Origin of the sequence: Streptomyces sp. AC550_RSS872 (assembly GCF_019049285.1) — a bacterium.
GTDB lineage: Bacteria > Actinomycetota > Actinomycetes > Streptomycetales > Streptomycetaceae > Streptomyces.
Window position 1 is genome coordinate 173,741 of record NZ_JAGMUL010000014.1, and the last position, 21,601, is coordinate 195,341.

Consider the following 21,601-nt stretch of genomic DNA (forward strand, 5'->3'; position numbering starts at 1 on the left):
GGGGACAACGGGAAGAACGGGAAGAACGGGAAGAACGGGAAGAACGGGGAGAACGGCTTCGGGGACACCGCCCACGGAGCCGACGGCATGAGCTGCCGCGACGGCGACGACGGGCGCCCCGCCCCGGAGCCGACTCCGGACCAGCCGCCCCGCATACCGCTCCCCCGCGCCTCCGTCGAGGACACCGGACACCCGCTGCCCGCCCTGGCTGACCTCGGCGACCAGGCGCCGCGCCCGGCGGCACCTCTCGTCCTCGAACACCGCGTCCTGAAGGCGCTTCTCGGCGCGTGGGCGCTGGCCGCCTGCTCACCGGAGGAGACGGCGGCCGTCGAGGAGCACCTCGGCGACTGCGGTTCCTGCGCGGACGAGGCGCGACGGCTGCGCGAGGCCGTCGGCCTGCTGCACCCCGCCGAGAGCCTCGACCTGGACCCCGCCCTGCGCGCCCGCGTCCTGGAGGGCTGCCTCAAGCGGCGCCCACCGCGCATTCCGGTGCCCGAGTGGGCGAGGCCGTACGACGCCGAGACGGCCCGCCTCGACGCCCTGCTCCAGGACTTCGGGGACGCCGAGTGGCACGCGCCCGTGCGGCTGCGGTGGTTCGAGAAGGACGAGCCGACCAGCCGTCGTACGACCGTCGCCGGGGTCATCGCGCATCTGCTGACGGTCGACGGGCTGGTGGCCGTCGCGCTGGGCCTGGAGGACCCGATGGGCGACGTGGCCGCGGACCGGCCGACCCCGGCCGCGCGCACGGACGCGTACTGGCGTGCCTCGCACTTCCCGCCGACCCGCGCCGTCCGCGCGCCCTGGCGGGAGCAGACCCACGCCCTGGTCCGCACGGTGTCCTTCACGGGCGGCGGGGGCGGCACGGGCGGACTGGCCGTCCCGTACGGCGACTTCGAGCTGCCGCTGCGCGACGCGATGCTGGACCGCGCCTTCGAGTGCTGGGTGCACGCCGAGGACATCGCCGAGGCGGTGGACTACCCGTACGAGCCGCCGTCCGGCAGCAACCTGCACCAGATGGTCGGCCTGGCGGCCCGCCTGCTGCCCACGGTGCTGTCGGCCCGCCGCCGCGCGGGGCTGGCGGCGCCGCCACCGGGTCGCCACCTCGTCCCTGCGGGAGAGCCCGGCCGTAGTCTCCGGCTGGAGATCGAGGGCTCGGGTGGCGGGGAGTGGCTGATCCCGCTGGACTCCCCGGCGGCGGTGGGCTCCGCCGAGCATGAGGTGGCCCATGTGGCGCTGGACGGCACGGAGTTCTGCCGACTGGCCGCGGGCCATGTGTCTCCTGCGGAGGCTGCGGCGGGGCAGGTCGGTGACCGTACGGCGATCCGGGATGTGCTGTTGGCTGCGGCGAGCTTGAGCCGGATGTAGGGGTGGGTTGGGGTTCATGGGCGGCTGCGGGTGCGAGGGGGCTGGTCGCGCCCACGCGGCGGAGCCGCAGATTGATGCAGCCCCGCGCCCCTGGAGGAGCTCGGGGGTTCTGGTTCGGGGGCGACTGCGGGTGGTTTGTGGTTGCTCGCGCCCCTGAAGGGACGTCCACTGCACGTACTTAAGGGGCGCGGGGAACTGCGCGACCAGCCAACGACTACCCGCAGCCGCCCTCGAACCAGAACCCCCGAGCTCCTAGGCGAAAACGACCGTCCGCCGCCCGTTCAGCAGAATCCTCCGCTCGGCATGCCACTTGACCGCCCGGGCCAACGCCTGGCACTCCACATCGCGCCCGATCGCGACGAGCTGGTCCGGCGTGACGTCATGCCCCACCCGCTCGACCTCCTGCTCGATGATCGGCCCCTCGTCGAGGTCGGCGGTCACATAGTGCGCCGTCGCACCGATCAGCTTCACACCGCGCGTGTGCGCCTGGTGATACGGCTTCGCACCCTTGAAGCTCGGCAGGAAGGAGTGGTGGATGTTGATGATCCGCCCGCTGAGCGCCTTGCACAGATCGTCGGAGAGCACCTGCATGTACCGGGCGAGCACGACCAGCTCCACGCCCTGCTCCCGCACGATCTCCAGCAGCCGCGCCTCGGCCTCGGGCTTGTTGTCCTTGGTCACCGGGATGTGGTGGAACGGGATGTTGTACGACCCCACAAGCTCGGCGAAGTCGGTGTGGTTGGAGACCACGGCGGCGATCTCCACAGGAAGCGCGCCGATCCTGGCGCGGAACAACAGGTCGTTCAGGCAGTGCCCGAACTTGCTGACCATCAGCACGACCCGCATCTTCTCCTCGGCTCGATGGATCTGCCAGTCCATCTGGAAGGAGTCCCCGATCGCCGCGAAGCTCGCCCGCAGCTTGTCCACCGTGACCGGCGCCTCCGCCGAGAAGTGGACGCGCATGAAGAACAGTCCCGTGTCGTGGTCACCGAACTGCTGGCTGTCCTCGATGTTGCAGCCGGTCATGAAGAGGTAGCTCGACACGGCGTGCACGATGCCCTGCTTGTCGGGGCAGGACAGGGTGAGGACGTACTGGTCGGCGGGGACCGCGGCTCGGGTGGACTGCTGGTTCATGCAGGACAGGGTCCCATATCCGACCCGCCCGGCGGACAGTCGTCCCGTTACGCGGACCGCGTCATGATCGCCAGCACTTCGAGCGTGCGCGGCGGAGCGTCCGGGTCCTCTCCGTCGGCCGTGGACATCCGGACATGCGCGTCCCGCGCCGCCCGCACCGCCTCCGGCCACCCCTGGTTCTCCAGGTAGGCGGCGACCTGCGCGTCCGGGCCGACCTGGTGCATGATCCGCAGCACGCGCAGCACGGCGGTGTCGACGAGCGCCGCCTCCTGCGAGTCACGGAAGATCGTCCCGACGTACTTCTCGGCGGACCAGTTGTCCAGCCAGGTGTCCTCGACGAGGCGGTAGACGGCGTCGGTGACGTCGCCGTACCCGTCGACGCCGGCCAGCCAGACGTCCCGCTGGAACACCGGATCGGAGAGCATGTGCAGCGCGGAGCGCACATTGCTGCGCCAGCGCCACCACGGCATGTCGTTGAGTGGCATGCCGCCCATGGTGGAGGAGCGACGGCCGCGACGGGAAGAGCTATCCGAACCTTGCACGGTCATCGATCGTACGTTCCCCCTCACGGGCGCCTCACCGACCCCCTCAATTCACCTTGCTGTCACCGAACCATAACCACGGGTCACGCCAGGGTTAGCGGTGTGGCGGAATCGTGCGTATCCATGACCGGCAGGCGACGCATCCGCAGCACCGTCCTCCCCACGATCACCAACCGGCCCGTCCGAGCCTCCGCACGCACTGCGGCGGCGTTGGTGGCGTGTGCGTCGCTGGCAGCCGGATGCGGTGTCGTCCCCGGTACCACGGGGGGTTCCGGGGATGACACGATCACCGTGATGACCTGGGCGCCGGAGAACACCAAGGCGACCAACAAGCCCGGTATGCCCGCCCTCGCGCAGGCGTACGCGCGCTGGGTCAACGAACACGGCGGCCTCGGCGGCCGCAAGCTCAAGGTCCTCACCTGCAACGACCACAACGACAGCGTGGCCGCCGCCGCCTGTGCCGACCGCGCGATCGAGGAGAACGTCGTCGCGGTCCTCGGCTCCTACAGCCAGTACGGCGACACCTTCCTGCCCTCGCTGGAGGGCGCCGGCATCCCGTACATAGGCGGCTACGGCATCACCAACGCCGAGTTCACCAGCCCGCTCTCCTACCCCGTCAACGGCGGCCAGCCCACCCTCCTGGCCGGCCTCGGCCGGGAACTGGCCCGCACCTGCGGCCCCGTCGCCCTGGTACGCCCCGACAGCATCGCGGGCGACGAGCTGCCGCCGCTGCTCAACTCCGGCCTCCGTGCGGGCGGGCACCCTGCCGCGGGCGACCAGCTGGCCGATGAGGACGCCACCGAGTACGGCAGCCAGTCCGAGCGGGCGCTGCGGTACTCCACCACCGACCTCAGCGACCCGGGCTGCGTGGTGCCCGCCCTCGGCGACCGCACCACCACCTTCATGGACTCCTTCCGGCGCTCCCGCGAGGACTACACCGACGTCCGCACCGCCACCGTCCTCGGCAGCGTCGACCAGACCGTGATCAACGCGAACGGCGGGGCGTCCAGCCCGTACGAGGGCTCGTACATCACCGGCTGGTACCCCGTCGCGAGCGACGCGCGCTGGGACCCGATGAAGAAGGTGATCAGCGAGCAGGCCTTCGGCGACAACCGCATCGACCCCGCGGACGCCGGCGTGCAGACCACGTGGATCGCCTACACGGTCTTCAAGAAGGTCGTCGAGTCGCTGGGCGACGACGCCGTGACCGCCGACTCCGTGCGCGGCGCCCTGAACAAGGGCCTGAAGGTCCCCACGGGCGGGCTCACGCCGACCCTCCAGTGGAAGTTCCAGGACGTCCTCGCCTCGGTGGGCTACCCCCGGCTGGTCAACCGGAAGGTGAGCCTCCAGGTCGTACGCGAGGGCAGGCTGGTGGCGGCCCGCAAGAGCTTCATCGACGTGACGAGGACACTGCAAAGCGCCGAGCTGAACTGACCGCCCGGCGCCCCGGTCCTCGCCGACCTACAGCTGGGTCGGCTGGCGCTCGGTCAGCCCGTACTTCCTGGCGATGGTGTTCCACAGCTGCGCGGCCGATTTCTTCTGCTCGCTGGCCGTGCCGCTGGCCCGGTTGCCGGCCTGGGTCTGCCCGGTGGAACGGGCCTGGCCCTTCTTGCAGAGCTGCCCCTTCTTGGCCGCCACCTGGTCCGCCCACGCCGCGTAGTGGTTGTCGGCGGACGCCGACGCCTGCCACGCCTTGGTCAGCGCGCTGGTCAGCTCGGTGTGGCTCGGGAGCTGGTCGACGGAGAGCTTGGACAGGTCGGTGACCAGCTGGTTGCGCTGCTTGGCCGCGCCCCGCAGATCGGTGGCGGCCTGCGCGAGATTGCCGCAGGACTTCACGGCGGCCACCGCGTTGATCACGGCGGTACGGCTGTCGCCGCTGTCCGCCAGCAGCTTGTCCAGGGCGATCGCCTGCTGCTCGGCCGGGTCCTCGGACGGCGACGGGGAATCCTCGGTCGCCGGAGCCGTGGCGGAGACCGGCGTGTTGTCGTCGCTGCCCTTCTGGTCGTCCTCGCCCCCACCGGCGAGCATCGCGCCCGCGCCGATACCTAGGACGGCGATGCCGACGCCGACGGCGGCCATGAGCGGCACCCGCGATCCCGTACGACGGCCCCCGCGACCTCCCTCGCCGATGTCGTCGGCGTTCGCCCCGTGGGGGCCGGGCTGCCCGTGCGGTCCGGGCGGGAAGTAGCCCGTCTCGCGCGAACCCTGCGGCTGCGGTTGCGGCTGCTGGAAGCGCGGCAGCTGCTGGGTGGCGGCGGCCGGGGGCTCACCGCCCGGCTCGCTGCGGAAGAGGTTGTCGAAGTCGGAGAGCGGCTGCCGCCCCGGCCCCGGCTGCGCCGCCCCGCCCGGCTGCCCGGTCACGGGCGGGATGTACTGGGTGGCGTCGGCGTCGGACCCGGGAGGCACCGGCATCGCACCGCCCTGCGGACCGGCCGCGCCGCCCTGCCGGGCCCGCCCCAGGATCTGCGTGCTCTCACCGGCCGCCTCGGGCGGCAGCGCACCGGGCCCGACCGGCGGGAGGTACTGCGTCGCCCCCTCGCCCGCGGCGGGCGCAGTCGGCGCGGCGACGGGCGGTATGTAGCGGGTGGCCTGCTCGTCCGCGCCCGCGGGTGCGGCACCGACCGGCGGTATGTACTGAGTGGCGCCTTCCCCGGCCGGGGGCAACGGGCCCCCGAAACCGCCGGCACCCGCACCAGCGTGCGGCAGAGGCGCGTTGGGGGCGCCGTGCGCGGCCGGACCGCCCTGCTGGGCCGGCGGCAGCGCACCACCGAAGCCAGGAGGGCCGTAGCCCTGCCCGCCGGCAGGGGGCAACGGCGCCGAGGGGGCACCGCCCTGACCGTGCGGCGGCTGCGGCTGAGGCTGCTGGTGCTGGGGTTGATGGTGGGATTGATGCTGCTGGTACTGCTGCGGCGCAGGTTGCTGCTGCGCCGGCATGGGCGCCCCGGCGTCCGGGGCGGCGCCATGGCCGTACGTCGGCGTCCCCTGGGGCGCACCCTGCGCTCCCCCGCCGTACGACACGCCCTCCGGCGGCAACGGCTGGGACGGCGCTCCCCCGGCGTCCGGCGCCGCGCCCCACGGGGCCGGCGACGGCGAGCCACCGGCCTGCCCGCCCTGATACGGCTGCGGCGGTTCCTGCCCGCCCCAGGAGTGCCCGGGCGGCGTTCCCCAGGACTGGACCGGCGCCGCCGGCGGTTGCGGCGAGGGCGGCGCCTGTGGGGTCTGCTCGGGTCCCCAGGGGGTGCCCCAGGACTGGCCGCCGGGCGGTGCCGAGGGCGGGGGCGTGGTCGGCGGGGCGGGCGGCACCGGCGCCGCCTGGCCGCCCTGTCCGCCGGTCATGCCCGGCAGCAACGGCTCACTGCCGTCGGAGGGCAGCACGATGCCTTCGCGCGCGGGTCGCGCCGAGGGCTCCTCGCCCCGTCCACTCTGCGTCACCGGGACTCCTACTAATGGGGGACCTTGTGAATCGTCGGCTCACGCTACCGGGTCCGCCGATCCGCGTGCTACGCAGCGCAGGACGTGACCTGCATCGCTGTGACCGCAGTAACAATCCCGGTCCCCCGTCCGCTATATATGCCCCCTTTCCCCACCGGCGCCTTCATTTCCCTGCCGTTCACACCCTCGTACCCCCTGGTTTCACGCCGCCGCCTGGAGATCCAGCCGTGCCCCGAACTCCCTTACCACCGGCTCCTCCCGGAACGGCTCCAGCCGCTGCTGGAAGTCGTCCAGGTACTCGGCGCCCCGGTTGGACCGCAGGGTCTCCAGCAGCTCCACGGCCTTCAGCCCGGTGTGGCAGGCCTGTTCGATCTCGCGCTGCTGCACCTGTGCTGTGGCGAGCAGCACATAGCCGATCGCCCGGCGCCGCGCCTTCGTCTCCGGGAGCCCGGCCAGCGACTCCTCCGCGCGCCGCGCCGCCGCCTCGGCCTGGCCGAGGTCACGGTGGCAGTGCGCCAACTCGTCGGCGAGATAGGCCTCGTCGAAGTGGGCGATCCAGGCCGGATCGTCCCCGGACTCCACGTCCGCGGCCTCCAGCGCGGTCACGGCCCGCCCGGACGCCACCTGGGCGGCCCGTGCGTCGCCCATCAAGGCATGCCCTCGCGCCTCGGCCGCGTAGAACATTGACTCCGCGCGCGGGGTCACGCGCCCCCGCGCCCCCTCCTGCGCGGCCCGCGCCAACTGCGCGATCTCACGCGGGTTCCCGAGCTGCGCGGCGAGGTGGCTCATGGAGGCGGCCAGCACATATCCGCCGTACCCGCGGTCTCCCGCGGCCTGCGCGAGCCGCAGCGCCTGGATGTAGTACCGCTGGGCGAGCCCCGGTTGGCCGGTGTCGACGGCCATGTACCCGGCGAGCTCGGTCAACCGCGCGACGGCGGCGAAGAGTTCCCGCCCGACCGCCTCCCGGTACGACCCGGCCAGCAGCCCGGAGACGACGCTGTTCAGGTAGTGCACGACGACCGGGCGCACATGCCCGCTGCCGTACTGGTGATCAAGGTCGACGAGCGCCTGCGTCATCGCGCGCACGGCCGCCACGTCGGACTGCCCCACCCGGGGCCCGGCCGAGCGCGACACCTGTGAGTCCGGCGACGAGATCAGCCAGTCGCGGCTGGGCTCGACCAGCGCGGACGCGGCGACGGAGGAACCGGACAGGAAGTCCCGGCGCCCCACGTCACTGCGCCACAGCTCGCAGACCTGCTCGATGGCCCCCAGTACAGTCGGCGAGAACTGAAGACCGACGCCCGACGCGAGGTTCTTGCCGTTGGCCATGCCGATCTCGTCGATCGTGACCGTACGGCCCAGCTTGCGGCCGAGCGCCTCCGCGATGATCGCCGGCGCCCGCCCCCTCGGCTGCTGTCCCCGCAGCCAACGCGCCACCGACGTCTTGTCGTAGCGCAGATCGAGGCCGTGCTCGGCGCCGCACATGTTGACCCGGCGGGCCAGCCCGGCGTTCGAGCAGCCCGCTTCCTGGATGAGCGCCTGAAGCCGTTCGTTCGGCTGTCGCGCGACGAGAGGCCTTGCGGCCATGGCGTACCCCCTGTGGCTGCGGTGCCTGCCCACGCACCGAGTTGACGTGTCTTTCACCGCCGGAATCCGGCGCGGGGCACTGGCTGTGCACCACAGGTTTCCGGCCGTGAAGATCAATGCCCCGTCGTCATACCGAAAATGCGAGGCTTGCGAGGATTGCCGGGGTAAAGGCGGAAGCCGACCCCACAGTGGGCTACCCAGCTCCGACCACGGATCCTCCCGCGCGCCCCCACCCATGCACCCATGCGCCCCAGATGAGGAATCAATGCTCCTCCCCCGCGCTCGCTACGCCCGTAACTACAGGTGGGTGCGGGAGTTGTGTTCAGCGTGGAAGAGACGATCCCGGCCACCGAAGCCGCACAGATTCCGAAGCAGCGCGGCGAAACGCTGCTGGAGACCGCCGTTCGCTATGCCGAGGAGCGTCACTGGGACGTGTTCCCCGGGACCTGGCTGGAAGCCGTCGACGGCGCACAGCTCTGCTCCTGCGGTGACACCGGGTGCCCCGCGCCCGGCGCGCACCCCGCGCGCCCCGACTGGGAGACCCAGGCGACCGGCAGCGCGACGGTCGCACGCCGGATGTGGCAGAAGCAGCCGAACGCGTCGATCCTGCTGCCGACGGGGCGCACCTTCGACGCGATCTCCGTCCCGGAGACGGCCGGGTTTCTCGCGCTGGCCCGGATGGAGCGGATGGAGCTGACGCTGGGGCCGGTGACGTTGACGCCTGATCGTCGGATGCACTTCTTCGTGTTGCCGGGTGCGTCGGTGAAGGTGCCCGATCTGGTGCGCAAGCTGGGGTGGTCGGTGGGGTCGCTGGATCTTGTCGCGCTCGGGGAGGGTGCGTGGGTTGCCGGGCCGCCTACGCGGTTCGGATCCCGGGGGGCTGTGCAGTGGGCCTGTCGGCCGACTCCGGCGAACCGGTGGCTGCCGGATGCGGAGGAGTTGATCTCGCCGCTCGCGTATGCGTGTGGGCGGGATCGTTAGGAGCGCCTTCTCGTCTGCCCCGATACAGCCCCGCGCCCCTTAGGTTGGCTTCCATGACGTCGGCCGTAAGTGTGCGTGGGCTCTGGAAGCGGTTCGGGCAGCAGGTTGCTGTTGCCGGGATTGATCTGGAGTTGCCCGCGGGGAAGTTCATCGGACTTGTGGGACCCAACGGGGCGGGGAAGACCACGACCCTCTCCATGGTGACCGGGCTGCTCAGGCCCGATGGCGGGTCCGTCTCGGTCGTCGGGCACGACGTCTGGCGGGACCCGGTCGAAGTGAAGGCGCGGATCGGGGTGCTGCCCGAAGGGCTCCGGCTCTTCGAGCGGCTCTCCGGGCGGGAGTTGCTCGCGTACTCGGGGCGGTTGCGCGGGCTTCCCGGTGCCGAGGTCGACAAGCGGGCCACTCAGTTGCTGGACGTACTCGATCTGGCGGGGGCGCAGCACAAGCTGGTCGTCGACTACTCGACCGGCATGCGCAAGAAGATCGGTCTCGCGGCCGCGCTCCTCCACAACCCCGAAGTGCTGTTCCTGGACGAGCCGTTCGAGGGCGTCGACCCCGTCTCCGCCCAGACCATCCGGGGCGTCCTGGAGCGCTACACCGCCTCCGGCGCGACCGTCGTCTTCTCCTCCCATGTCATGGAGCTCGTCGAGTCGCTGTGCGACTGGGTCGCCGTCATGGCCGCCGGACGCATCCGTGCCCACGGCACCCTCGCCGAGGTGCGCGGTGACGCGGCCTCGCTGCAACAGGCGTTCCTCGAACTCGTCGGCGCGCACGGACGCGACGCGGGAACGCACCTGGACTGGCTGGGCGGCGGAGCGCGATGAGCACCGATGTGACGGGGGTGACCGGAGTCGTCGTACGGCTGAAGCTGTCACTGCTGAGGAACGGGCTGCGGCAGTCCGGTGGCCGGCGGGCCGCCTACATCGCCTCGGCGGTCGTGGTGCTTCTCTTCGCCGCGCTGCAACTCCTCGGCCTGATCATGCTGCGCGGCAACGCGCACGCCGACACCGTGGTCGTGTTCCTGGTCGCGGTGCTCGCGCTGGGCTGGGCCGTGATGCCGCTGTTCTTCCCCGGCGGGGACGAGACCCTGGACCCGACCCGGCTGGTGATGCTGCCGCTGCGCCCCCGGCCCCTGGTCCGGGCCCTGCTCGCGGCCTCGCTGGTCGGCATCGGCCCCCTGTTCACGCTGTGCCTGTTCATCGGTTCGGTGATCGCGGTCGCGCACGGCGGGTTGGCGTACGTCGTCGGCGTCATCGCCGTCGTCCTGGCGCTGCTGGTGTGCGTGGCGCTCGCGCGGGCCGTCGCCGCGGCCAACATCCGCCTGCTGACCAGCCGTAAGGGCCGTGATCTGGCGGTGCTGAGCGGGCTGGTCATCGCGCTCGGCGCGCAGGTCGTGAACTTCGGGGCGCAGCGCCTGGGTTCATCAGGTCTCACCCCGCTCGATCCGGCGGCGGACGTGCTGCGCTGGGTGCCGCCGGCTTCCGCGATCGGGGCGGTGCGGTCGGTGAGTGAGGGGTCCTACGGGATCGGTGTCCTCCAACTCACGCTGACCGCAACCGCGTTGATCGCTCTGATCGCCGTATGGTCACGCCACCTCACCCGGCTGATGACGTCACCCGACGGCTCCACGCTCCAGACGGCCACCGAGGCCGCCGTACGCGAACGCAACTCGACGGGCCCGGCCCGCCTCCTGCCGGCCGGCCGCACCGGCACCGTCATGGAACGCAGCCTGCGCTACGCCTGGCGCGACCCGAAGACCAAGGCGGCCTGGGTGACCTCGCTCGCCATCGGTCTGATCGTGCCGCTGTTCAACGCCCTCCAGGGCACCGGCTCGATCTACTTCGCCTGCTTCGCGGCCGGGATGCTCGGCATCCAGATGTACAACCAGTTCGGGCAGGACACCTCTGCCTTCTGGATGGTCGCGATGACGATCTCGTCCCGGCGGGACGCCTACGTCGAGCTGCGCGGCCGAGCGCTGGCACTCCTGCTGATCACTCTCCCCTACGCCGCCCTCGTCACCGTTCTGACCACAGCCCTCCTCGGCGACTGGCCCAAGCTCCCGGAGGTACTCGGCCTCTCCTTCGCCCTCCTCGGCGCCATGCTGGCGACCGGCGCCTGGACCTCGGCCCGCTTCCCGTACTCCATCCCGCAGGAGGGTTACAAGAACGTCGCCCCGGGCCAGACGGGCCTGGCCTGGATCTCGATCTTCGGCGGAATGATCGCGGCAGCCCTCCTCTGCGCCCCCGTCATCGCGCTGACGATCTGGCTGAACGTCAGCGAGAGCGGCGATGGCTGGACCTGGCTGCTGCTCCCGGGCGGCGCGGCATACGGTGCTGCGCTCACGCTGCTGGGCCTGCACCTGGCGGCCCCACGAACGGCGTCCCGCCTACCGGAGATCCTCACGGCGGTGAGCAAAGGCTGAGAGTCAGTTGAGAACGCAGGTGCCCTGCACCCCCCCAAGGGGCGCGGGGAACTGCGCGACAAGCCACAACGAACCCGCAGCCGCCCTCAAAACAGAGGCCCCCGAGCTCACAGGCGCCCGGCCTCCCCAGCGGAGCGCACCGCGTCCAGGAACGGCTCGATCGCCGCGCGCCACCCCTCCGGCTGGTCGTAATGCACCAGGTGACCGGCGTCAGCCACCTCCGCGTACTCCCCGCGCGGCAGCACCCGCACCATCTCCTGCGCCTCGGCCCGCCCCAGTTCCCCGTCGAGCCCCCGCACCACCAACGCGGGACACTGAACCTGCGCCAGTTCCTCCCAGTGCGCGTCGAGCACCCACGTCTCCCGCGACCGGAGCATCTGATCCGGCTCGAAGACGGGCCGCCACCCGTCCTCGCACTCGTGCATCACCTCGGCGTAGAACTCCCCGCGCGCGGCATTCGGCCGCTCCACCCAGGGGTCGTCCTCACCGAACCACTTGCGCACATCGGCGAGCGTGGCGAAGGGGACGGGCCAGGACTTGAACCAGTCCGTCCACTCGCGCTGCGAGGCCGAGCCGAGCGCGGACGCCCGCATGTCGCAGATGATCACGCCGCGCACCAGGTCGGGCCGCCTGGCGGCGAGCTGCCACGCGGTCAGCGCTCCCATGGCGTGGCCGATGAGGAGGGCGGGGGCGAGACCGAGCTGTTCGAGAGCGGCCTCGGCGTCGTCGACGTAGGCCTCGCGCGTGAAGTCGGCCTGCGAGGACTTGTCACTACGACCATGGCCACGCTGGTCCAGTGCGACAGCGCGGTGCCGCTCGGAGAGCCAGCGGGCGGTGGAGGCCCAGTGCGAGGCGCGGCCCATGAGGCCGTGCAGTAAGAGGACGCCGAGCGTGCCGTCGTGCTCTGTTACGGGGTCGTTCTTGGGAGGGTCGCCGAACTCCCAGGCCGCGAGACGTACGCCGCCCGTCCCGGTCACGTCGATGCGCCGCGCCATAGGTCCTGGCACCCCCCTAGCTCCGCTCGGACCGCTCGAGCCGGCCGGTCCTGTGAACCGTGTCCTGCCTGCCGTGCCTGCCGTATCTGCCGTCGCTCGCGCGAGCACCGCCCGTCACCTGCGATGCAGGAGCCGACGATGCCCTCGCACACGATGTGCATGTCCTGTGTGTCTGACGTGATCTTATGCGCACACCCTTGAAGCGCACGTTCCGCATGATCCGTCACCCGCAGACTATCGAACTCCTATTCGAAAATGCGGTCTCTGCGGCCAACACCCCTCATTCGAGTGACCCCCCTCAAGGATTGATCGCTGCCGCCGAGGGGAGATCTTCACCGGGAGGCGGACCGATCGGGGAAACCGGTCCGAGGGGAATGACCCTGAGAGCTCGGGGCTCCGGGTCAGCACAGGGGAGGACAGGCCCCGGCGCCATGTGGCGCCGGGGCCCTCTCCACTTCCACGGCACATCCGCCCGCCCCTTCCCCGGCCGGACGCATCACTGTCGATCACGGCCGAGAGCTCTCAGGTCATATGCCTCACGCGACAGACTGGCACGCGAATCGGCGGAGCGCTGCGATTCGGCGTACTGAATCTTGGAATGGACGAGATCGACGGTTCGCCACAACTCCCGCTCGCCCACCGGGAGTTACACGGAAAAGAAGCTCAGCGCTTGGCGACGAACACATGCGAGGCGACGTCCGCCTCCAGCTCGGCCGCCTCACCACCACTACCGACCAGCACACCACCCGCGGACTCGGTCACGCTCACCACCGAACCGGGCTGCACCCCCGCCCGACGCAGCGTGTACATCAGCTGGGCGTCGGTCTGGATCGGCTCCCCGATACGCCGCACCACGACCGTCTTGCCCTCGACACCCGGGTCCAGATCGGCCAGCGACACCATGCCCTCGTCGAGGAACGGATCGGCGCCGTCCTTCTCGCCCAGCTCCTCCAACCCCGGGATGGGATTGCCGTACGGCGACTCGGTCGGATGCCGCAGCAGCTCCAGCACGCGCCGCTCCACGGCCTCACTCATCACGTGCTCCCAGCGACACGCCTCGGCGTGCACCTGCTCCCACTCCAGCCCGATCACGTCGACGAGCAGACACTCGGCCAGCCGGTGCTTGCGCATGACGCGCGTGGCCAGCCGCCGGCCCTCGTCCGTGAGCTCCAGATGCCGGTCGGAGGCCACGGACACCAGCCCGTCACGCTCCATCCGCGCCACCGTCTGGCTGACGGTCGGCCCACTCTGGTCCAGCCGCTCGGCGATACGGGCGCGCATGGGGACCACACCTTCCTCCTCCAGCTCGAGGATGGTGCGGAGATACATCTCCGTGGTGTCGATCAGTCCGGACATACGTGCCCCTCGATTAGCTCTGCGATTAGCTCAGCCGGAAGCGAGACAGCTCCACGGCGCGTGCGCTGGCCCTGCCCTCAATTCTGCCGGATACCACTGACAACCGTGCCGCGCCGCCAGAACCAGCGATTTCCCAGCCCTCACGGCACGGCGCCGGCCAAAGGGCCGCCGCAGGCCTCCCCCCGTATTGACACCACACTGGTCCAGACCGCACGGTGATCCGCAACACACCCCACGCCGCCCCACCCCCCACCCCCGGAGGGCCCCGCATGAGCGACAGCAAGCCGGCCGACCAGTTCTTCGACGCCGCGATCACCCTCCTCCAGCGGGCCCGCGACGAGGAAGCGGAGAACATCGAGGCAGCCGGCACCCTGCTCGCCGACACCGTCGCCGCCGACGGCCGCCTCTTCGCCTTCGGCGCCGGCCACTCCTCCCTCGCCGCCCAGGACATCGTCTACCGCGCGGGCGGCCTCGCCCTGATGAACCTGCTCGCCGTCCCCGGCGCAGTGGGCGTGGACGTCATGCCCGCCACCCTCGGCTCCGCCCTCGAACGCGTCGACGGCCTGGCAAGCGCCGTCCTCGACAGCTCCCCCCTCCGCGCCGGCGACGCTCTGCTGATCATCTCCTTGTCCGGGCGCAACGCCCTCCCCGTGGAGATGGCCATGACCGCCCGCACCCGGGGCGCGAAGGTCATCGGCGTGACCTCAGTGGCGTACGCCTCGGAGACGAAGTCCCGCCATGTCTCCGGCACTTACCTCAAGGATCACTGCGACATCGTCCTCGACTCGAAGATCGCGATCGGCGACGCGGAACTCACCCTCGACACGATCCCGGCCCCCTTCGCCCCCGCTTCCACGGTCGTCACGGCAGCGCTGCTCCAGGCCGTCATGGCCACCGCGGCCGCCTCCCTGGCCGCCCGCGGCATCGAGCCCCCGCTCCTGCGCTCCGGCAACGTCGACGGCGGCCTCGACTGGAACAGCCGGGTGTTCGAACAGTACGGCGACAGGATCTTCTACCGCCGCTGACCCAGCACCGCCGCCAGATCCAACGCGGCGGCGATCCGCACCGCCACGTCCTCCGCGTACACCGCGTCGCTCCGCTCGAACGCACTGCGCCCCGCGCCCCGCAGAAACGTCACGACCCCCAGCGTCCGCCCCCGGCTGCGCAACACCGCGCACAGCGCGTGCACGGCGTCCGCGGGCCACTGCCGTCCGACCGCCCACGCACGCGCCTGCTCCGCCGCCATGCTGCCCGCGTCGGCCCGCACCGACCCGGCCCGCGCCACGCACTGCAACGCCGGATGCCCCTCGGCGTACCGCACTGGCAGCCCGGCCTCCCCACCGAGCAGACTCGGCCCGGGCGCACCGGAGGGCGTGACGGCGACCCGCACGAGCCGTACCGGATCCGAGGCCTCCTCGTCCGCGTCCGTATCCGCCACCGCACCACCCGCGACCCGGTCGATCAGTGCGTGATCGGCGAACCCGGCCAGCGCGAAGTCGAGATGCACGGTCGCCGCGTCCGCCGGGTCGTCGCACTCCGCGGCGGCCCGCGCGGCCCGATGCAGCTGATTGGTCCGGAACCGCAGCAGCGCCGCCTCCTGCTCGGCCTGCTTGGCCTCGGTCATGTCCTGGAAGAGCCAGCCCACGCCCAACGGCACCGGCTCCTCCGCGAGCGGCGAGGCCAGCCGTACGAAGCCGCAGCGCCAGCACCGCCGTCGCTCGCCCTCCGGCGTCCGTACGCTCACCCAGATCTCGGCGGGTGCGGGCGGCGCGCCCTCCGCGAGCACATGCGCGAGCGCGCTCTCCAGTTCCTCGACGCCTTGGGCGAGCAGATCCCCGAGCGGCCGCCCGAGCACGGACGTACGGCCGATACCGAGCGCGCGCGCCGCATGGGCGTTCACCACGGCCGGCCGCAGATCGGCGTCCACGAGCACGACACCCCACGACGCGTCCTCGAACAGCGCCTCGCTCAGCGCGATCGACCGCTCCAGATCGATCTGCGCGTGCACCTCGCTGAAGGCGCAGTACACCCCGGCGGGCTTCCCGTCCGGCCCGCGCACGGCCGCCGACTGCGTCCGTACGAGCACCCGCCCGCCGTCCTTGGTCAGCAGCGCGAACTCGTGCACCTGCCGCCCGGGGGCGTCCATGACGGACATCAGCCGCGCCTCGACCTCCTCGGCGTCGGCCTTGCGCACCGCCCACCCCGCGAACCCGCGCCGCCCGACCGCCTCGTCCGCGCTCCAACCGAGGATGCGCTCGGCCTCGCGGTTCCAATGGGTGACGACCCCGTCCGCGTCGAAGGCGCACAGGGCGGCGTCCATCCCGTCCAGCAGGGCGGCCAGCAGATCGGAGCCGCCTGCGGAACCCTCCGGGCCACCCGCCGAACCCTCCGGACCGTCCCGCTCGGGTTCGTCCGGTCCCAGCTCGTCGGTGGTCCCACTACGCCGGGAAGCACTCACCTGGACCCCCTGCCAAGCTGCGTCCGCACGTACGACGCGTCGGTTCGCTCACTTGCCATCATCTACTGGAACGTGACGCAGCACACACCGAGTTCCCACAAGATTGAAGGAATCGTTGTACGGCGGAAATCCCGGGAAACCGGCCGCAGGCGCCACGCCGCACCCTCATGCCCCGCTGACCTCGAAGCCTGGCCATCGCAACGTCAGCCACACCTCGTTCTCGTCCTCCGGCGCCACATACCGGTCGACCTCCACGAACCCGCGCTTCTCGGCGAACCGGAGCCCGTCCTCGTTGGCGGCCAGGATCACGGTCCGGATCTCCCGCGCGCCGAGCACGCGCGCGTGCGCGAGCCCGTCCTCGTACAGCGCGGCACCGAACCCCCGCCCCCGGAACTCGGGCAGCACGCGCGCGATGACAGTCGCCACGCCGTCGTCGGCCTGCGGCGGCCGTACGGTCGAGCAGCCCACGAGCACGTCCCCGAGATAGGCGTTCCGCAGCTGATGCCGGCCACTGCGCTCGCGCACCTCGTCCAGGCTCAGCTCGTCCGGCGGCACGATCACGTTGTGGACGTGCCGCCACTCCCGGAGCATGGCGTCGCCTTCGGCCGGCACAATTCGCAGGTCTGTCATGCACAGAACGCTAGGTGACCAGCGCGGATCCCGTCCAAGGAAAAAAGCACTTGATCGGGCGGCGAACCGCTTCTTAGTGTGTGGGCACACGAGAAGGGAGGTGGTTCGGCAGATGTATGAATACCGGACGCGTGAGGTGGCTGCGGGCTAGCGGCCCGTCACCCCACCCAGTGCGGTGCCGGACCAGCACGTGAAGGACGCGTGCAGCCGGCCCAATCCCAGCAGTCACCCGACCCGCGAGCTCGCCGGCACGTCCGGCCGGCTCCTCCGCCCCGGCGGAGGAACCCGAGCTCGCGGGTCGTCTGCTTTTCGGTGCAGGCGTGCCGACCTCACGGACTCAGCCGCTCGACCCGCCAGCTCCCGTCCTGCTCCGCCGCGTACCGCAGCCGGTCGTGCAGCCGGTTCTCCCGTCCCTGCCAGAACTCCACCGTCTGCGGCGCCACCCGGAAGCCGCCCCAGTGCGGCGGAACCGGCACCTGCTCGCCCTCGGGATAGCGCGCGTCCAGTTCGGCGTACGAGGCGTCGAGATCGGCGCGGGTGGCGATGAGCGAGGACTGGGCGCTGGCCCAGGCACCGAGCTGGGAGCCGTGCGGGCGGGTGCGGAAGTACGCGGCCGTCTCGTCCCGCCCGGTCCGTCGCGCCACGCCCGTGACGATGACCTGGCGGGCCATCGCGTGCCAGGGGAAGAGCAGGGAGACATACGGGTTCTCGGCGAGGTCGCGGGCCTTGCGTGAGTCGTAGTTGGTGTAGAAGACGAAGCCCTGCTCGTCGAAGTGCTTCAGCAGGACCGTGCGGGAGCTGGGCCGGCCGTCGGCGTCCGCGGTGGAGACGATCATCGCGTTCGGCTCGAAGAGGTGGGCCTCCGCCGCGGCCTGCTTGAACCAGCGCGCGAACTGTTCGACGGGAGTGGCGGCCAGGTCGTTCTCGGCGAGGCCCTCGGCCCGGTACTGCTTGCGCATCGCGGCGGGGTCGAGGGGGACGGAGTCTCGGTCGGTCACGCGGTCATCTTGCCGTATACGGCGGGCGCCGTCCGGGACGGTGTCCTTCGTCACCGGATGGCACTGAGTGCCGCAAGACCTCCCCAAGGGTGGCACTCGGGGATATCGTGCTGTTGCTGTTTCGATTGGATGACCGTCGTCTGTACGGGGCATCACACGGGTACGCCTCGGACCGCGAGTCCGCCGGGGCTCGGACCACCGGCAAGGCCCGGAATCCGAGTCCGTGACCGTGGAACCACCGGCGTACGCCCATCTCTGTCGACCGACGTGCGGTCGTTCCACCCACAACCCCATCCGTCGCACACCTCACGAGGAGCCGCCTGATGTCCGACTTCGTACCCGGACTCGAGGGAGTCGTCGCGTTCGAGACGGAGATCGCCGAACCGGACAAGGAGGGCGGCGCCCTGCGATACCGGGGCGTCGACATCGAGGATCTGGTCGGACATGTCTCGTTCGGCAACGTCTGGGGGCTGCTCGTCGACGGTGCCTTCCGGCCCGGTCTGCCGCCCGCCGAGCCCTTCCCGATTCCCGTGCACTCCGGCGACATCCGCGTCGACGTCCAGTCCGCGCTCGCCATGCTGGCCCCCGTGTGGGGCCTGAAACCCCTGCTGGACATCGGTGAGGAGCAGGCCCGCGAGGACCTGGCCCGGGCCGCCGTCATGGCCCTGTCCTACGTCGCCCAGTCCGCGCGCGGCCAGGGTCTGCCCATGGTGCCGCAGCGCGAGATCGACAAGGCCCAGTCCGTCGTCGAGCGCTTCATGATCCGCTGGCGCGGCGAGCCCGACCCCAAGCACGTGGCCGCCGTCGACGCGTACTGGACGTCCGCCGCCGAGCACGGCATGAACGCGTCCACCTTCACGGCCCGCGTCATCGCCTCCACCGGCGCCGACGTTGCCGCCGCGCTCTCCGGCGCCGTAGGAGCCATGTCCGGCCCGCTGCACGGCGGCGCCCCCTCCCGCGTCCTGCACATGATCGAGGAGATCGAGCGCACCGGTGACGCCGAGGCGTATGTGAGGCAGACCCTCGACAGGGGCGAGCGCCTCATGGGCTTCGGCCACCGCGTCTACCGCGCCGAGGACCCGCGCGCCCGGGTCCTGCGCCGCACCGCCCGGGAGCTGGGCGCGCCCCGCTTCGAGGTCGCCGAGGCCCTGGAGAAGGCAGCCCTGGAAGAGCTGCACAATCGGCGTCCGGACCGGGTCCTGGCCACGAACGTGGAGTTCTGGGCCGCGATCATGCTGGACTTCGCGGAGGTCCCGGCGCACATGTTCACGTCGATGTTCACCTGCGCCCGGACGGCGGGCTGGTCGGCGCACATCCTGGAGCAGAAGCGCACCGGCCGCCTCGTGCGCCCGTCCGCGCGCTACATCGGCCCGGGCCCGCGCGACCCGCGCGAGGTCGAGGGCTACGCCGACATCGCGCACTGATCCCCCGAACCCCAAAAGCCCCCCGCGTCCTCGGAAGCCTCGAAAGCCCCTCCGGCGGGCCGGTCATCACGCGGAGCCGTACAGCTCCGCGTGATGCCGCTCGGCGACCGGGCTCCCGTCCGTGCCGACGTCATACGGAACGTGACTGATCCACTCCGCCAGTATGCTGGGGCGGCTGCGGCATCCCACCATCACCCGTCCCCACGTGGTGAGTTGCGGCCTGCGGCGATCGAGACGTCTCACGGCATGAGGGATGGGGATCAGGTGCTGATAGCGGGCCGCTACCGGCTGGCCGAGTCGATCGGGCGCGGGGGTATGGGGGAGGTCTGGCGGGCCTACGACGAGACGCTCGCCCGGCATGTGGCCGTCAAGCTTCTGCTGCCCCAGGACTCCGACCCCACCGCCACGTCCCGGTTCCGGCTGGAGGCGCAGACGGCGGCGCGGATCGCCCATCCGAACGTGGTCGGGGTCCGGGACTTCGGCGAGTACGACAACCGGCTCTTCCTGGTGATGGAGCTCGTCGAGGGCCCCAGCCTCGCCGTCACGCTGGCCCGGTCCGGCGCGCTGCCCGCCGAACGCGTGGCCCGGATCGCCGCCCAGGCCGCCGCTGGACTGGCCGCCGCGCACCGGCAGGGCATCGTCCACCGGGACATCAAGCCCGGCAATCTGCTCCTGGACGCCGACGGCACCCTCAAGATCGGTGACTTCGGGATCGCCCGCTTCATGGACGACCCCGGCGCCGCGCTGACCGCTACGGGGCAGATCGTGGGCACGAGCCTCTACCTGGCCCCCGAGCGTGCGCTGGGCAAGCCGGCGGGCCCGGCGTCCGACGTCTACGCGCTGGGCTGTGTGCTCTACCAGTTGCTCACCGGCCGCCCGCCCTTCCAGGCCGACACCGCCGTCGCCATCCTCCACCAGCACCTCGACGCCGTGCCCGTGCCGCCCCGCGAACTGGGCGTCCCCGGGCTTCCGCCCGCCTTCGAGAGCTATCTCCTCGGTCTGCTCGCCAAGGAGCCCGAGCACCGGCCCGCCGCCCAGCAGGCCGCCGACTGGTTCGCCGACGGCGCCTGGCAGGGGCGTCCCGAGCCACTGCCGGACGCGACGTCACCGGCCCGTCGGCCGGCTGCCGCATCGGCTTCCGCCCCCCGGTCACAGCAGGTGGGCGAGACCAGCAACCCGACCACGTACATGCTGCCCACCGCCCAGGGAACGGCGTCCACGGCCGGTCCCGGACACAGACCCGGCCCCGGCCCAGGGCCCCGATCCAGATCCCGGTCCAGATCCGGCACCGGATCCAGATCCGGTGCGAGATCCAGACCCAGCTTCCCGTCCCGGAGCCGCGTGGTGTTCACGGCGGCCGCGGCGGCGCTCTTCATGGTCGCGATGCTCCTCGGAATGCTGTGGTTCTCCCCCGACAAGACCGGCTCGGAGGGTACGAAGTCCGAGGCCCCGACCAGCACGAGCGCCTCCACCTCGCCCCGGACGACCGCCCCCTCCCCGACGGCGTCCCCGACCCCGGCCGCGCAGACGAGCGCCCCACAGGACGATCAGGCGGACGAACAGCGCAAGCAGCGCGAGCGGGAGCTCGAACGGCAGCGGAAGCTTCAGCGGGAGCTGGAGAAACAGCGCGAGGCGCAGCAGGACGACGATGACGGCGGCCCCGGCGAGGACGACGACTGACGGGGCGGCGGGACGACGGCGCGCGGGTCAGAGCTTGCCCCACACGTAAGCCGTACGGTGGCCGTCCAGCAGCTCGGACATCCGGGTGCGGAACTCCTCGGTGAACCGGGGCCAGTTCCAGAACTCGAAACCGAGGTGGGCGAAGGCGAACCAGTCGTCGGCCCAGGTCCAGTCGGGCAGCGGGACTGAGCCGGCGCAGGCGGGGCAGTCGGCCTGGGCCGTGCCGGTCTCGTGCTAGGGGGTGTTTTGAAAGTCCTGTGCGGTGCCCAGACGTCCTCGATCAGATCCCACCCGTCGGTGGTCAGCCGGGTGGTGACCCCACAGCGCGGACAGGTCACCGCCTCCGGTCCGCCCTGCCCGCCGTGGAAGACGGTGCGCCCGGTGTACACGGCCAGGCCGTCCCAGGGGTCCCAGTCGGCGTCGTCCGGCGCGGCGGCCCGCTGCCAGTTCGGGCCCGGAGGATGGCCGAGCGGCCGCCCGAGCACGCAGTCCGTGCGCTCGGCCAGCACGATGCCCTCGGCCACCAGCCACTCGACGACGCGCTCGGCGAGCTGTGACGCCTGCTGCGGGGCCGCCTGGAGGTCGACGATCGTCTGG

17 protein-coding genes are annotated in these 21,601 nt (G+C 71.5%); 8 read left to right on the forward strand and 9 right to left on the reverse strand.

Annotation, left to right across the window (positions count from 1 at the left end):
• Positions 1 to 87 precede the first annotated feature (87 nt).
• On the forward strand, positions 88 to 1,365 hold the full coding sequence (locus tag KUM44_RS05725; protein WP_217206764.1) for a zf-HC2 domain-containing protein: 1,278 nt from the start codon (positions 88 to 90) through the stop codon (positions 1,363 to 1,365).
• Positions 1,366 to 1,617: 252 nt separating this feature from the next.
• On the opposite strand, the gene purU is transcribed toward KUM44_RS05725, so the two are convergent.
• On the reverse strand, positions 1,618 to 2,499 hold the full coding sequence (gene purU / locus KUM44_RS05730; protein WP_217206636.1) for a formyltetrahydrofolate deformylase: 882 nt from the start codon (positions 2,497 to 2,499) through the stop codon (positions 1,618 to 1,620).
• 47 nt (positions 2,500 to 2,546) lie between these two features.
• On the reverse strand, positions 2,547 to 3,047 hold the full coding sequence (locus KUM44_RS05735; RefSeq protein ID WP_217206637.1) for a hypothetical protein: 501 nt from the start codon (positions 3,045 to 3,047) through the stop codon (positions 2,547 to 2,549).
• A 117-nt stretch (positions 3,048 to 3,164) separates the two neighbouring features.
• Between KUM44_RS05735 and KUM44_RS05740 the strand changes: the two genes are divergently transcribed.
• Positions 3,165 to 4,475 carry an ABC transporter substrate-binding protein gene (locus KUM44_RS05740; protein WP_217206638.1) on the forward strand — a complete coding sequence of 437 codons (1,311 nt, stop codon included), beginning with the start codon at positions 3,165 to 3,167 and terminating at the stop codon, positions 4,473 to 4,475.
• Positions 4,476 to 4,502: 27 nt separating this feature from the next.
• Here the strand turns inward: KUM44_RS05740 and KUM44_RS05745 are convergent, their stop codons facing one another.
• Together KUM44_RS05745 and KUM44_RS05750 are read right to left on the reverse strand one after the other, a co-directional pair.
• Entirely contained in the window at positions 4,503 to 6,473 is a 1,971-nt protein-coding gene (locus KUM44_RS05745; protein WP_217206639.1) for a hypothetical protein, read from the reverse strand.
• Positions 6,474 to 6,674: 201 nt separating this feature from the next.
• Positions 6,675 to 8,060 carry a transcriptional regulator gene (locus tag KUM44_RS05750; RefSeq protein ID WP_217206640.1) on the reverse strand — a complete coding sequence of 462 codons (1,386 nt, stop codon included), beginning with the start codon at positions 8,058 to 8,060 and terminating at the stop codon, positions 6,675 to 6,677.
• A gap of 318 nt (positions 8,061 to 8,378) precedes the next feature.
• Here KUM44_RS05750 and KUM44_RS05755 point away from each other — a divergent pair, with 318 nt between their 5' ends.
• Genes KUM44_RS05755 through KUM44_RS05765 form a run of 3 tightly spaced genes read left to right on the forward strand, consistent with a single transcriptional unit; the run spans position 8,379 to position 11,463 of the window.
• Positions 8,379 to 9,041 carry a bifunctional DNA primase/polymerase gene (locus tag KUM44_RS05755; protein WP_217206641.1) on the forward strand — a complete coding sequence of 221 codons (663 nt, stop codon included), beginning with the start codon at positions 8,379 to 8,381 and terminating at the stop codon, positions 9,039 to 9,041.
• Positions 9,042 to 9,094: 53 nt separating this feature from the next.
• Positions 9,095 to 9,865: an ABC transporter ATP-binding protein gene (locus tag KUM44_RS05760; RefSeq protein ID WP_217206642.1), complete on the forward strand. Its 771-nt coding sequence runs from the start codon at positions 9,095 to 9,097 to the stop codon at positions 9,863 to 9,865.
• The gene (locus tag KUM44_RS05765) at positions 9,862 to 11,463 is read left to right on the forward strand and encodes a transporter (protein WP_217206643.1); all 1,602 of its coding nucleotides are present in this window, start codon (positions 9,862 to 9,864) and stop codon (positions 11,461 to 11,463) included. The genes KUM44_RS05760 and KUM44_RS05765 overlap by 4 nt, the downstream gene beginning before the upstream one ends.
• A gap of 107 nt (positions 11,464 to 11,570) precedes the next feature.
• Here KUM44_RS05765 and KUM44_RS05770 read toward each other — a convergent pair whose 3' ends face one another.
• Together KUM44_RS05770 and KUM44_RS05775 are read right to left on the reverse strand one after the other, a co-directional pair.
• Positions 11,571 to 12,458 (reverse strand): alpha/beta fold hydrolase, encoded by an 888-nt coding sequence (locus KUM44_RS05770; protein ID WP_217206644.1) that lies wholly within the window; start codon positions 12,456 to 12,458, stop codon positions 11,571 to 11,573.
• A gap of 663 nt (positions 12,459 to 13,121) precedes the next feature.
• Positions 13,122 to 13,814, reverse strand: a complete 693-nt coding sequence (locus KUM44_RS05775) for a metal-dependent transcriptional regulator (RefSeq protein ID WP_004000347.1) — start codon at positions 13,812 to 13,814, stop codon at positions 13,122 to 13,124.
• 269 nt (positions 13,815 to 14,083) lie between these two features.
• Here KUM44_RS05775 and KUM44_RS05780 point away from each other — a divergent pair, with 269 nt between their 5' ends.
• Entirely contained in the window at positions 14,084 to 14,839 is a 756-nt protein-coding gene (locus KUM44_RS05780) for an SIS domain-containing protein (protein ID WP_217206645.1), read from the forward strand.
• Here KUM44_RS05780 and KUM44_RS05785 read toward each other — a convergent pair.
• The 3 genes from KUM44_RS05785 to pdxH form a co-directional block, all read right to left on the reverse strand.
• Positions 14,827 to 16,272: a PAS domain-containing protein gene (locus KUM44_RS05785; RefSeq protein ID WP_217206646.1), complete on the reverse strand. Its 1,446-nt coding sequence runs from the start codon at positions 16,270 to 16,272 to the stop codon at positions 14,827 to 14,829. The two genes, KUM44_RS05780 and KUM44_RS05785, sit on opposite strands and share 13 nt — an antisense overlap.
• 165 nt (positions 16,273 to 16,437) lie before the next feature.
• Positions 16,438 to 16,902, reverse strand: a complete 465-nt coding sequence (locus KUM44_RS05790) for a GNAT family N-acetyltransferase (RefSeq protein ID WP_217206647.1) — start codon at positions 16,900 to 16,902, stop codon at positions 16,438 to 16,440.
• Between the two features lie 329 nt (positions 16,903 to 17,231).
• The gene (pdxH, locus tag KUM44_RS05795) at positions 17,232 to 17,900 is read right to left on the reverse strand and encodes a pyridoxamine 5'-phosphate oxidase (protein ID WP_217206648.1); all 669 of its coding nucleotides are present in this window, start codon (positions 17,898 to 17,900) and stop codon (positions 17,232 to 17,234) included.
• A 323-nt stretch (positions 17,901 to 18,223) separates the two neighbouring features.
• On the opposite strand from pdxH, the gene KUM44_RS05800 reads away from it, so the two are divergent.
• Complete coding sequence (locus tag KUM44_RS05800; RefSeq protein WP_217206649.1) at positions 18,224 to 19,324, forward strand: citrate synthase 2; 1,101 nt, start codon at positions 18,224 to 18,226, stop codon at positions 19,322 to 19,324.
• A gap of 264 nt (positions 19,325 to 19,588) precedes the next feature.
• Complete coding sequence (locus KUM44_RS05805) at positions 19,589 to 21,004, forward strand: serine/threonine-protein kinase (RefSeq protein WP_217206765.1); 1,416 nt, start codon at positions 19,589 to 19,591, stop codon at positions 21,002 to 21,004.
• Positions 21,005 to 21,601: the final 597 nt, after the last annotated feature.